This window comes from Gordonia sp. PS3 (genome assembly GCF_041950545.1).
GTDB classification, from domain to species: Bacteria; Actinomycetota; Actinomycetes; order Mycobacteriales; family Mycobacteriaceae; genus Gordonia; species Gordonia sihwensis.
In genome coordinates this window covers 339,366-352,153 of the sequence record NZ_CP169524.1, presented here as the reverse complement: position 1 = coordinate 352,153, position 12,788 = coordinate 339,366, and the positions used below count along the sequence as shown (strand labels likewise).

Annotated in this window: 10 protein-coding genes; 4 read left to right on the top strand and 6 right to left on the bottom strand. The window is 68.3% G+C overall.

Annotated elements, in window-relative coordinates; translation table 11 throughout:
- The first annotated feature begins 413 nt into the window (after window positions 1-413).
- On the top strand, window positions 414-560 hold the full coding sequence (locus tag ACE11G_RS01645) for a hypothetical protein (RefSeq protein ID WP_197462905.1): 147 nt from the start codon (window positions 414-416) through the stop codon (window positions 558-560).
- A gap of 3 nt (window positions 561-563) precedes the next feature.
- Here the strand turns inward: ACE11G_RS01645 and ACE11G_RS01640 are convergent, their stop codons facing one another.
- Entirely contained in the window at window positions 564-809 is a 246-nt protein-coding gene (locus ACE11G_RS01640) for a hypothetical protein (protein WP_006898121.1), read from the bottom strand.
- Between the two features lie 134 nt (window positions 810-943).
- Complete coding sequence (locus ACE11G_RS01635) at window positions 944-2,215, bottom strand: DNA polymerase III subunit delta' (protein WP_039868125.1); 1,272 nt, start codon at window positions 2,213-2,215, stop codon at window positions 944-946.
- An 84-nt stretch (window positions 2,216-2,299) separates the two neighbouring features.
- Here ACE11G_RS01635 and ACE11G_RS01630 point away from each other — a divergent pair, with 84 nt between their 5' ends.
- Window positions 2,300-3,859, top strand: coding sequence for an adenylate/guanylate cyclase domain-containing protein (locus ACE11G_RS01630; protein WP_062366416.1), 1,560 nt, complete (start codon window positions 2,300-2,302; stop codon window positions 3,857-3,859).
- A gap of 106 nt (window positions 3,860-3,965) precedes the next feature.
- Window positions 3,966-4,853 carry a universal stress protein gene (locus ACE11G_RS01625; protein ID WP_375003434.1) on the top strand — a complete coding sequence of 296 codons (888 nt, stop codon included), beginning with the start codon at window positions 3,966-3,968 and terminating at the stop codon, window positions 4,851-4,853.
- A gap of 3 nt (window positions 4,854-4,856) precedes the next feature.
- Here ACE11G_RS01625 and ACE11G_RS01620 read toward each other — a convergent pair whose 3' ends face one another.
- The 4 genes from ACE11G_RS01620 to ACE11G_RS01605 all read right to left on the bottom strand — a co-directional run bounded on the left by ACE11G_RS01620 (window position 4,857) and on the right by ACE11G_RS01605 (window position 10,169).
- Window positions 4,857-5,879, bottom strand: coding sequence for a zinc-binding alcohol dehydrogenase family protein (locus ACE11G_RS01620; protein ID WP_006898125.1), 1,023 nt, complete (start codon window positions 5,877-5,879; stop codon window positions 4,857-4,859).
- 146 nt (window positions 5,880-6,025) lie between these two features.
- Window positions 6,026-9,091: a type I DNA topoisomerase gene (gene topA / locus ACE11G_RS01615; protein WP_375003432.1), complete on the bottom strand. Its 3,066-nt coding sequence runs from the start codon at window positions 9,089-9,091 to the stop codon at window positions 6,026-6,028.
- A gap of 163 nt (window positions 9,092-9,254) precedes the next feature.
- Window positions 9,255-9,830, bottom strand: a complete 576-nt coding sequence (locus ACE11G_RS01610; RefSeq protein WP_039868129.1) for a hypothetical protein — start codon at window positions 9,828-9,830, stop codon at window positions 9,255-9,257.
- A 135-nt stretch (window positions 9,831-9,965) separates the two neighbouring features.
- Window positions 9,966-10,169 (bottom strand): cold-shock protein, encoded by a 204-nt coding sequence (locus tag ACE11G_RS01605; RefSeq protein WP_006898129.1) that lies wholly within the window; start codon window positions 10,167-10,169, stop codon window positions 9,966-9,968.
- Between the two features lie 306 nt (window positions 10,170-10,475).
- Here ACE11G_RS01605 and ACE11G_RS01600 point away from each other — a divergent pair, with 306 nt between their 5' ends.
- The gene (locus tag ACE11G_RS01600; protein WP_062366409.1) at window positions 10,476-12,788 is read left to right on the top strand and encodes a DEAD/DEAH box helicase; all 2,313 of its coding nucleotides are present in this window, start codon (window positions 10,476-10,478) and stop codon (window positions 12,786-12,788) included.

Genomic DNA, 12,788 nt, shown 5'->3' with positions numbered 1-12,788 from the left:
GAGCAGTCACCACCCAGGCTTGTTAAGCGAGCGAAGCGAGTCGAAACTCCCGCTGGCTGTGTTTCGACTCGCTCCGCTCGCTCAACCGGCCTGAGAACTAAAGCGGCCTAAGAACCACACGCTCACCCAACTGGCCTAAGAACCAGACGCTCGCTCAACGCGACAGCCGGCGTGCCGCTCGCATCCCCGACAGTGCGAGCGGCACACCGGCCGTCACGCCGACGGTCGTGTGCCGACCGTCAGTCTCTCCGACGCCTCCTCGACGTCACGCCCCGACGCGCTAACCCCTCTCATAGCGCGCCGTGGGCGTAAGCCCCGACAGGCCGGCCGCTGCTCCCCGGCGGCTGACCCTCGTCCCTCTCCCCTGCGCACCTATAGTTGAGGCAGGTTCCGCACCGTCCGAGGAGACTCATATGCCCGACTTCATCGACAAGATCAAAGAGAAGGCCGAAGCTGTCTCCGCGGCGATCGACAATGAGCTGACAGTGCTGGAGGGTGCCGGCGGCGACGATCCGCTCGCCGAGCACGACGAGGCGGAAGCCGCCGACGGCGACGACTGATCGCTAGGCGTCCCCCGCCGTAGCGAACCGTCGCGACACGTACCACCCGGCCGCGGCCGGGATGCACATGATGCCCGCGAAGATCGCAGTCCCCGTCAGCGGACGAGTGAACACCTCGCCGCCGGCGTAGCCGACCGTCCCGTGGTACAGGACGGAGACCGCGTAATAGAGGACTGTGGCCAGCACGAGCCTGGACACGATGGCCCAGTTCCGGCCGATCCGGTCCTCCAAGTTCTCCCAAGTGAGCATGCAACCATTTCACGCGCCCGCGCGTGACGGATGAAATCGCCGGATCCGAGAATCGGGATAACCTGCTGGTCAAAGGACTGAAGAATTTCTCCGGTCCGGAGAAACCGGCTCCGGTGGAGCCCGCCTTCGGGCGTTCAGCGGCGTGCCAGCTGCCTGCCGATCCGCACCACCATGGCGTCGACGGCGAACTTGGGCTTCACATTCGTCTCGAGTGCCTCACGGCACTCCAGCACCGCCTCAAGGCACCGCAGAAGCTGTTCGGGAGACGCGTGCCGCGCCATCGGGACGGTCAGGTCCTGAGCCTTGTCCGGGTGCATCAGTGTCACCTGTGCTCCCATCGACAGCGAGAGCCCGTCGCGGAACAGAGCCGCGAGGTCGACGAGCGCGCGGTCGAGCACGTCTCGCATCGTCCGGGTGCGGCGCGATTTCTGCCGCTTCTCGAGTTCCTTCACCGCACCGGCCGTTCCGCGGGGCGGCCGTGCGGTGCCCTTGCCGGTTCCGCCGGCACCGAGGGCGGTCATCAGTTCCTCGGTCTCGGCGGCGTCGCGCTCGGCACTGATCTGGTTCGCTGCCTCGGTCGCCGTCTTGACGAGCGTCTCGGCCGCCGCGAACGCGGTGGAATCGCGGGTGGCTGCCCGAGCCAGGCCGAGCGCTTGGTCGCGCTGTGCGCGTGCCGACCCATCGACGGCGAGGCGGCGGGCCCGGCCGACGTGCCCGCCCGACACCGATGCCGCCCAGGACGCGCGGTCGGCGTCGATCCCGTCACGGTCCACCAGGACGCGGGCGATGTCGGCGGCCGCGGGCGCGGTCAGTCCCACATGCCGGCACCGCGACCGGAGCGTGATCGCGATGTCCTCCGGCGCCACCGAGGGCGCGCAGAGCAGGAAGATGGTGCGGTCCGGCGGCTCCTCGACGGCTTTCAGCAGCGCGTTGGCGCCCTGTTCGGTGAGCCGATCGGCGTCCTCGACCACCACGATCTGCCAGCGACCGGTGGTCGGGCGGCGGGCCGCGAGTTGGACGATGTCGCGGATCTGCGCCACCGAGATGGTGAGCCCCTCGGGAACGATGTGCCGGACGTCGCCGTGAGTCCCGGCCAGCACGGTGGTGCACGCACGGCATTCACCGCAGCCCACCTCGTCGGCCGCCTGACACTGCAGCGCGGCCGCGAAGCAGGTCGCGGCCACCGACCTGCCGCTGCCGGGAGGACCGGTGAACAGCCAGGCGTGGGTCATCGACTCGCGCGGACCCGCCTCGGACTCGGATCCCGGGCCCTCGTCGAACATCGACACCGCCCCGGCGTCCGCTTCGTCGAGTCGAGCGGCCACCGACCGCGCCGACGTCGCGGCCGCCAGAAGCTCTTCGATCAGCGCTTGCTGCCCGATCATCCGGTCAAAGACATTTGTCACATCAGCCAGCCTAAAGGCCAGTTCAGACAACACGCATCCCGCACGCTGTTTAACAATTGCAAGCATGCCGCTACCTTGGATGACATGGTAAGACGACGGTCGTGGTTGTCCAGAGCAGCGCACACCCTGCGCTGGCTGGCACACACACCGTGGCCGGTCCTCGCACTCGATATGCTTCGCGCGAACCTGATCGGCGCTCTGTTCACATTCGCCTTCCTGCGTTTCGGCATGCCGCGCGTCGACTCGATCTCGATCAGCGAGTTCAACGCCCAGAATCAGGTGGCCTTCGGGCTGTACCTGTTCATCGCCATCATCGTCGGTGCGTATCTCTCCATCCAGCTGAGCATGCCGGTGCTGATCTGGCACCGTCGGCGGACCAGACTCGACGACGACGCCGCACGCAAACGGGCGCTGAACCTCCCGACTCTGCTGACCGCGGTGAACCTCGGCCTGTGGGGCATCGGCGGAGTGATCCTCGCGGTCATCAACCTGCGCACGTCGATGAAGGACTTCGTCGTCGTGATCATCGCCAGCCTGATCGGCGCCCTCGTCACGGGCGTGCTGAGCTTCATGCAGGCGGAGAAGGTACTGCGGCCGATCACCGTGGCCGCGATGGCCAACGACCCGGACAACTCCAACGCACCCGGCATCGCCACTCGGATCACCGTGTTCTGGGTGGTGTCGGTAGCCGTGCCGATGACGATCATCGCCGCGCTCATCATCCTGCAGCGCACGGCGGTCATCGACACCGACGCCGTCGGCCTGCAGCGGCCCATCCTGTGGATGGCCGCGGCCGCCCTGGTGTTCGGGCTGCTCGCGATCACCCGCCTCGTCCGGTCCATCACCGATCCGGTGAAACAGCTGCGCGTCGCGCTGAATCAGGTCCGCGCCGGCAACCTCAACGTCGCGGTGAAGATCTACGACGGCAACGACCTCGGTCTGCTGCAGGCGGGCTTCAACGAGATGGTCTCCGACCTCCGCGAACGCCAGCAGCTGCGCAACCTGTTCGGACGCTATGTCGGCGAGGACGTCGCCCGTCGGGCGATCGAGACGGGCACCGAACTCGGCGGCGAGGAGCGTTACGTCGGCGTGCTGTTCGTCGACATAGTCGGGTCGACGCGTTTGGCGGTGAACCGGCCGCCGCGCGAGGTGGTGGAACTGCTCAACGAATTCTTCAAGGTGGTCGTCGACGTGGTCGGCAGGCACGGCGGATTCGTCAACAAGTTCCAGGGCGACGCCGCGCTGGCGATCTTCGGCGCGCCCCTCGAGCAGGACGATTTCGCCGGTTCGGCGCTGGCCGCCGCACGCGACCTGCGCGTCGAGCTCGCGCGACGGCTCGGCGACGTGGACATGGGTATCGGCGTCTCCGCGGGCAAGGCGGTGGCCGGCCACATCGGCGCGGAGCAGCGGCTCGAGTACACGGTGATCGGCGATCCGGTCAACGAGGCGGCACGCCTCACCGAACTGGCGAAGGACGAGCCGACCCGCGTGCTCGGCTCCGCCCGCGCCGTCTTCCTCGCCGGCGAGGGCGAGGCCGAGCACTGGCGGATCGGCGAGGGCGTCGAATTGCGCGGCCGCGGCATCGAGACCCTCCTCGCCCGCCCCGACATCGACGTCGCCGAGCCGACGTCCACGCTGGAGTAGTTCCGGGGCGGGCCCGAGGTCACCCGGGGTGGCAGTCCTTGGTCACGTGGTCTCCGGTCCTGTTCGGCACTGTCGGCGATGGGACTCGACGCGCGAGGATGGGTCGATGAGCTACACCCTCGACCGACCCGTGATCGTCGGAGTGGACGGGTCCCGGCGCGCGCTCGGAGCCGCCCGATGGGCTACGGAGTGGTGTGCCCGCACGCGGTCTCCGATCCGGCTCGTGTACGCCGTTCCGGACGATGTGTGGTTCGCCGCCCACGATCCGTTCGCGATGTGCGTCGACCCAGCGCTCCGCCGAGAGGCGAACACAGCCGGGACCAAGGTGCTCACCGAAGCCCTGGCCGCTGCCCGCGAGGTCGCACCGGACCTGGACATCGCCACCCCGGTCTACAGCGGCACCCTCGCCGACCACGTCGCCGAGTACTCCTCCGGGGCGTCGATGGTGGTCATCGGATCGACGCGGTCCGGTCCCATTCGCGACGTCCTGCTCGGCAGCCAGGTGATGGGGGTCATCCGATCGTCGTCGTGTCCGGTCCTCGCATGGCGCGAGGACGATCCCGCCGACAGTGATCGCGACGGACTGGTGGTCGGATACGACAGTTCACCTCACGCCGACCGCGCGCTGACCGTGGCTCTGCATCAGGCTCGGGCTCTCGGTGAAGAGCTCACCGTCGCCTATTACTTCCCGGCCGCCGCCATGATCGGCGCCGGATACGCGCTCAACCTCGTCAACTGGAGCCTGGTGGAGCAGGACGGGATCGCACGGCTGCGGCGTCGGATCGCTCCCGCGTGCGAGCAGTTCCCGGAGGTGGACGTCGACATCGTGTATGGCGACTCGTCCGCGGCACGAGGGTTGGTCGGCGCATCGTCGTCCGCCCGGCTCCTGATCGTCGGCTCACGCGGGATGGGGTCGGTGGCGGGCACGTTCATGGGATCGGTGAGCCAGAACCTGGTGCATCACGCGCGGTGCCCGGTGCTCGTCGTCCCGTAGGCGTCACGGCTCCGGTTCGACGGCCGGATGCAGCACCGCAGCCCCCGCGAACCGGCCGGCCTTCAGGTCACGCAACGCGTGCAGCGCCTCGTCGAGCCGGTACGGCCTCGTCGTCACCTGCAGGCGGTGGTCGTCGGCGAACTGGAGGAAGGCGACGGCGTCGTCGCGAGTGTTGGCCTCCACACTCCGGATCTCCTTCTCGTGAAAGAGATGCCTGCGGTAGTCCAGCGGCGGGGTCGCACTCATATGGATCCCGGCGAGGCACAGGATTCCGCCGCGGTCGAGCGCCTCGAGTGCCGTGGGGATCAGTTCGCCGACCGGCGCGAAGATGATAGCCGCATCGAGCGGTTCGGTCGGGCTGTCGTAGGCGCCGCCGACGGACACGGCTCCCAGATCGGCGGCCAGTCGACGCGCGTGGGGAGCCTGAGTGAGAACGTGAACGCGGGCACCCTGATGAATCGCGACTTGCGCGACGAGATGTGCGCTGCCGCCGAACCCGTACAGACCGAGTCGCCCGCCGGGCGGGAGTTCGGCGCGGCGCAGGGCACGGAAGCCGATGATCCCGGCGCACAGCAGGGGCGCCAGCTCGTCGACGCTGTAGCCCGTCGGCAGGCGCAGCGCGTAGGCGGCGGGCACCACCGCGAACTCGGCGTATCCGCCGTCGGCGTCCCATCCGGTGTAGGTGGAGTCGGGGCACAGGTTCTCTGCTCCGCGCCGGCAGTACACGCACCGACCGCAAGTGCTGTGCAGCCACGGGACCCCGACTCGATCGTTCACCCGGAACTCGGTGGTCGTGCCCGGCGCGATCTCCACCACGGTGCCGACGACCTCGTGACCGGGCACGACATGCGGTCGGTGCACCGGTAGATCGCCCTCCACCACGTGGAGGTCGGTGCGGCACACGCCGCACGCGTCGACGCGGATCAGCAGCTCGCCCGGTGAGGGCGTCGGGACCGGTTCCCGCGTCCATTCGATCGGCGACGTCGTCGACACCGGGCCGGTGTCGGTCACGCGCCAGACCCGCATCGTCGCAGGTCGGGCAGCGCGGTCGGGGGCACTGTGATCCGGAGGCGTCGATCGGGAGTCCACCAGTCCAGTGTCCCCCGGCCGACCGGTCCCGGCCAAGGGTCGCAATGCCTCGATCGGCCGGCCCCGGCAGCCTCGGGCCCCGCTCAGTCCTCGGTCTTCGGCGCAGTCTTCTTGGCGGCCGTCTTCTTCGTAGCCGTCTTCTTCGCTGTGGTCTTCTTCGCTGTGGTCTTCTTCGCCGCAGCCGTCTTCTTCGCAGCCGTCTTCTTCGCTGTGGTCTTCTTGGCCGTGGTCTTCTTGGTGGTCTTCTTCGCCGTCTTCTTGGCCGGACCGCGGGCACGGCGGTCAGCGAGCAGTTCCATCGCCCGCTCGGGTGTGATGGTCGCCACCTCGTCTCCCTTGCGGAGGCTGGCGTTGGTCTCGCCGTCGGTGACGTACGGACCGAATCGGCCGTCCTTGATCACCATCGGCTTCTCGCTGACCGAGTCGTTGCCGAGTTCGCGCAACGGCGGCGCTGCGGCCGCACGACCACGGCGCTTCGGCTCGGAGTAGATCTTCAGCGCCTCGTCGAGCGTGACCGTGAACAGCTGCTCCTCGCTGGTCAACGACCGCGAGTCGGTGCCCTTCTTGAGGTACGGACCGTACCGGCCGTTCTGGGCGGTGATCTCCTCTTTGCTCTCCGGGTCCACACCCACCACGCGCGGCAACGACAGGAGCTTCAGGGCGTCGTCGAGCGTGATCGTCGAGATGTCCATGCCCTTGAACAACGAGCCGGTGCGCGGCTTCGGTCCGGCCTTCTTGGCAGCCTTCTTCGCCGTCTTCTTCGCGGTCTTCTTGGCCGTCGTCGTGGTCGTCGCGGTCGCGACACCGCCTGATCCGCCGCTCGGCACGTCGTCGAGCGAGACCACCTCGTCCGCGCCGCCGCGCGGTGTCGGCCCGGCCGGAATGGTCGGGACGGGCGCCGACGTCCCCGGGTCCTCGTCCTCGTCGTCCTCGGACGGAAGGATCTCGGTGACGTAAGGGCCGAATCGGCCCTCCTTCGCGACGATCTGGTGTCCGGTGGCCGGGTCCACGCCCAGCACACGGCCCTCCTGCGGTGTCTCGAACAGCTTCTCCGCGACGTCGAGCGTCAGTTCGTCGGGCGTCATGTCCGACGGCAGGTTGGCGCGCTGCAGATCGGGCTCGGCGTCCGGTCCCGCGACGTTGCGTTCCAGATACGGGCCGTACCTGCCCACCCGCACGAACACCGGACGGCCCTGCGAATCATCGAACAGCTTGATCGAGTTCACCTCGCGGGCATCGATGCCTTCGAGGTTCACTCCGACCAGCTTCTTGAGTCCGCCGACGCGGGCCATCGCGCCCGCCGCGTCTCCGTCGTCGTCGTGCTGAGCCTCGTCCGCGCCGAAATAGAACTCGCTGAGCCAGCGGGTGCGGTCGGCGTTGCCCGACGCGATCTGGTCCAGGTCGTCCTCCAGCGACGCGGTGAAGTCGTAGTCGACGAGGCTGTTGAAGTAGCCCTCCAGCAGCCCCACCACGGCGAACGCGATCCATGACGGAACCAGCGCGCTGCCCTTCTTCACCACGTAGCCGCGGTCCTGGATGGTGCCGATGATCGACGCGTAGGTCGACGGCCGGCCGATGCCCAGCTCTTCGAGCACCTTGACCAGCGAGGCCTCGGTGTAGCGGGCCGGCGGGTTGGTGGAGTGTCCGTCGGCGGTGAGCGACGCGGCGGTGAGCGTCTGCCCTTCGCGGAGGTTCGGCAGCCGGTTCTCGGCGTCGTCGGCCTGGCCGCCGGCCAGCGCGTCCACAGTCTCGACGTAGGCCGACAGGAAGCCGGGGAACGTGATGGTGCGGCCGGACGAGGCGAAGGTGACCTGTTCACCGCTGGGGCTGGGACCGGCGGTCGCGTGCCCGGTCAGCCGCAGGCTCATGGTGGTACCGCGTGCGTCGGCCATCTGCGAGGCGACGGTGCGCTGCCAGATCAGCTCGTAGAGCCGGAACTCATCGGTGTCGAGCGCCGACGCCACCTGGCCGGGGGTGCGGAACGAGTCGCCCGCCGGGCGGATCGCCTCGTGCGCCTCCTGCGCGTTCTTGACCTTGCGCGTGTACTGACGCGGCGTCGGGTGGACGTAATCGTCGCCGTAGAGCTGACGGGCCTGCGACCTGGCGGCGTTGATGGCCGACTCCGACAGCGTGGTCGAGTCGGTACGCATGTAGGTGATGTAACCGTTCTCGTACAACCGCTGCGCGATCCTCATCGTGCGGTCGGACGAGAACCGCAGCTTGCGGCCCGCCTCCTGCTGCAGCGTCGAGGTCATGAACGGCGCGTAGGGACGGCGGGTGTACGGCTTCTCCTCCACCGACGTCACCGTGAGCGACGCGCCCTCCAGTGCGGTCGCGAGGGCTCTCGCGCGCGCCTGATCGAGCACCGTGACCCCGGTGGCCTTCTTGAGCTGGCCGTCGGCACCGAAGTCGCGCCCGGTGGCGACGCGGTCGTCGCCGATGTTCACCAGGCGGGAGGCGAAGGTCCGCGGCGACGAGGACTCGCCGGCGTCCACGGTGGCGGCGATGTCCCAGTAGTCGGCGGAGACGAACGCCATGCGCTCACGTTCGCGCTCGACGATGATCCGGGTGGCGACCGACTGCACCCGGCCCGCCGACAGCTTCGGCATGACCTTCTTCCACAGCACCGGCGACACCTCGTAGCCGTAGAGCCGGTCGAGGATGCGGCGGGTCTCCTGCGCGTCGACCATGTCGATGTCGAGCTCACGCGGATTCTCGGCGGCGGCGCGGATCGCCGACTCGGTGATCTCGTGGAACACCATGCGCTTCACCGGGATCTTCGGCTTGAGCGTCTCGAGCAGATGCCAGGCGATCGCCTCCCCCTCGCGGTCACCGTCCGTCGCGAGGTAGAGCTCGTCGACGTCCTTCATCAGCGACTTGAGTTCGGAGACAGTCGACTTCTTGTCGGCGGACACCACGTACAGCGGCTCGAAGTTGTCGTCGACGTTCACGCCGAGGCGAGCCCAGGGCTGGCCCTTGTACTTGGCGGGGACGTCGGCTGCACCGCGCGGCAGATCGCGGATGTGGCCGCGAGACGATTCGACGACGTAGTTCCCGCCCAAGTAGCCCGCGATCTTGCGGGCTTTGGTCGGCGACTCGACGATGACGAGACGCCGGACGGCTGAGGATGCGTTGTCGGAGGCGGCCACGGGTGCCCTTCAGTCAGAGAATTGCTGCTCGATGCCGTTGTACCTTATATAACGCGTCTTCTGCACGTCACCTCGGATTGTGGGGTCGGGACGTTGGTCCCGAATGACACACGTCGGGTAGTCCGAACGGACGACATCCGGTGGGGTCGCCGCACCTCACGGCCTATGGGGAAGGCCACACACCTTCCGGAGCCCCGTCCGGTGCGATGCCGACGGTCTCGAGCAACCGGGTGACCCGCTTGCGACTGGAGATCCGCAGCGCCGGGTGCGGCCCGCGCGTTCCGACGAGGGTCGGTGCGATGCCGACCCGCATGAGCGCGGTCGACAGCGGCGCGTGAGTGTCGGGGGCACTCGGGTCGAGGCCGAGCAGGTAATGAGCGCCGTCCGGGCGACCGGACGCGAGAGTCCACAGGCGCAGCGCGTGCGGGGTCGGCGTCCACCCCTCAGGAACCGCCTTCACGGCACCGGCAGACCATGCACGGTGCAGCGCGGTGATCCGCGGATTGGCCTCGGTCCGTGCGATCGGGCGGCCCTCCTCGGAGGTCACGATCTCCGCTTCGAGACCGGCGCCGCGGATCTCCGCGCAGATCTCCTCCGCGCGCCATTGCTCCCCGACCACCACGGAGACGCGTGCACCCCAACTCGTGTGCACCGACTGACCCTGTGCCGCAAGTAATCCGGCGAGGTCCGCGATGGCCGGGTCCTCGATCTCCGCAGAGAACAGCGACATCTGACTCACACGACCATGGTACGGCCCGAATGTGACAGTGAGGTCTCCGGCCGACGCGGGACGAAAAGACCGGACTCCCGGCCGCCGAAGCGGTCCGGGAGTCCAGTGAAGTCTTGTGTCGAACCCTGGCGGGCTCAGAGAAGACTAGAGGGCGTGAACGCCGGTGGCCTGCGGGCCCTTGGTGCCCTGACCGACCTCGAACTCCACGCGCTGGTCCTCTTCCAGGGTACGGAAGCCGTTGCCCTGAATCTCGGAGTAGTGCACGAAAACATCGGCGTTGCCGTCGTCAGGCGCGATGAAGCCGAAGCCCTTCTCCGCGTTGAACCACTTCACAGTTCCCTGTGCCATTTACTGCATTCCTTTACATTGCATTGCATCACCCATCGCAACGGAGCCGCGACGGGGGCCTGTTCCGACCGCCATACTTCAACAAGCCTCGCCGTAGGGCGATGAAACCAACTGCAGTACACCGGCCGCAACGAACTTCGATCAGATCGGAGCATGCGACCGCCTTAAGCTAATCACGTTCCTCACGCCAATGACACCCTCATTCGGCAGGTCGTTCGGCGACACGCCGGAGAAGGCGCCAAAGTCCCTGCGTACCATGGGTGCTTCGGGCAAGACGAATTGAGGGCAGTGAGGCGAGAACACGGCATGTCGCAGCGTGGTTACGGCAGCGAACTTCTCGGCCGCACCCTCGAGGGAACGCCGGAGGGCACCGCGGGACTCACGCACATGTCGGTGATCGATCCCCGCGGCGCGGAGTTCACCGATTGGCCCGACTGGGTGCACCCGGCGGTGCGCGAGGCGTTCGTCGAACGCGGAGTGCAGCGTCCCTGGCGTCACCAGTCCGAGGCCGCGAGCCTCGCCGCCGGCGGTCGCCACGTCTGTGTCTGCACCGGCACCGCATCGGGAAAGTCCCTCGCCTACCAGCTCCCGGTGCTCACCACCTTCGCCGACGACCCCGACTCGACGGCGCTCTACCTGTCCCCGACCAAGGCTCTCGGGACCGACCAGCTCCGGTCCGTGGCACAGTTGATCGCCGGCCGGCCGGAGTTCGCGCACCTGCAGCCGTGCGCTTACGACGGCGACACCGATTCGGAGCTGCGTCAGTGGGCGCGGCAGCATTCCCGCTGGATCTTCACCAATCCCGACATGCTGCAGATCGGCATCACCTCGACCCATCCCCGATGGCGGCCGTTCTTCGCGAAGCTCCGCTACATCGTCGTCGACGAATGCCACCACTACCGCGGCGTCTTCGGCTCGCACACCGCGCTGGTGCTGCAGCGGGCACTGCGGATCGCGCGGAAGTACGGCGCCGACCCCGTCGTGATCGGGGCCAGCGCGACCGTGTCGAACCCGGCGCAGGCCCTGTCTCGGCTGATCGGCGAGGACGTCGTCGCCGTCACCGAGGACGCCTCGCCCCACGGTGAACGGACCGTCGCCATGTGGGAGCCGGGTTTCCTCGAAGAGGTCACCGGGGAGAACGAGGCTCCGGTACGCCGCTCCGCAGGATCGGAGGCGGCACGACTGCTCGCCGACTTCGTCATCGAAGGCGCACGCACCCTGTGCTTCGTACGCAGCCGGCGCGGCGTCGAGGTGACCGCGGTGCGGGCCCGGCAGATCCTGGCCGAGACGGCACCGGAGTTGGTCGACCGCGTCGCCGCGTACCGCGCCGGATACCTCGCCGATGATCGGCGCCGGCTCGAACGGGCCATCTCCGAAGGCGAATTGCTCGGTGTCGCGACCACCAACGCCCTCGAACTCGGCGTCGACATCTCCGGGCTCGACGCCGTGGTGGTGGCAGGCTACCCCGGAACGGTCGCCTCCTTCTGGCAGCAGGCCGGACGCGCCGGTCGGCGGGGCGAGGGGTCGATCGTCGTGATGGTGGCCCGCGACGATCCGCTCGACACCTATCTGGTGCACCACCCCGAGGCGCTCCTGGAGCGCGCGGTGGAGGCCACCGTCACCGACCCAACCAACCCGTTCGTCCTCGGTCCGCACATGCTGTGCGCGGCGACCGAGTTCCCGCTCACCGAGGCCGAAGTCGCGGCCTTCTCCGCTGAGCAGGTGGTGGCCGACCTCGCCGCCGAGGGCAAGCTCAAACGACGCAAGGCCGGCTGGTACGCGGCACCCGGGCTCGACCCGCACGGCGACATCGATCTGCGCGGCGGCATCGGCGGACAGGTGCTGATCGTCGATGTCACGTCCTCCCGTCTGCTCGGCACCGTCGACACCGCCCGCGCCATGACTTCGGTGTACCCGGGAGCGGTGTACCTGCACCAGGGCGAGAGCTTCGTGGTCGACGAACTCGATCTCGACGACGGCCTCGCACTGAGTCACCCCGAGGAACCCGATTGGACGACGTCGGCTCGCGAGGTCAGCGACGTGTCGATCCTCGAAACCGTGGACCGCCGCGAGTTCGGTCCCCTCACCGTCGCTCTCGCATCGGTCGTCGTCACCAGTCAGGTGGTCGGTTTCCTCCGCAAGTCGCTCAGCGGCGAGATCCTCGACTCGGTTCCGCTCGACCTGCCGGAGCACCGACTCGAGACCCGCGCCGTGATGTACACGCTCACGCCCGAGGCGATGATCGACGCCGGCATCGCACTCGACAAGTTCCCCGGCGCACTGCATGCCGCCGAGCACGCGGCCATCGGAATGCTGGGGCTCGTCGCGACGTGCGACCGCTGGGACATCGGCGGACTCTCCACCGCGCTGCATCCGGGAACCGGCTTGCCGACCGTGTTCGTCTACGACGGTTCCCCCGGCGGGGCGGGCTTCGCCGATCGCGGGTACGAGGCGTTCACCGAGTGGGTCGCAGCCACCGAGGCCGCCGTCTCCTCATGCGGCTGCGACACCGGCTGCCCGTCGTGCGTGCAGTCCCCGAAGTGCGGCAACGGCAACGAACCGCTGGACAAGGAGCACGCGATCAAACTGCTCCGCCTGATCGGCCGTCTGCACACGTAG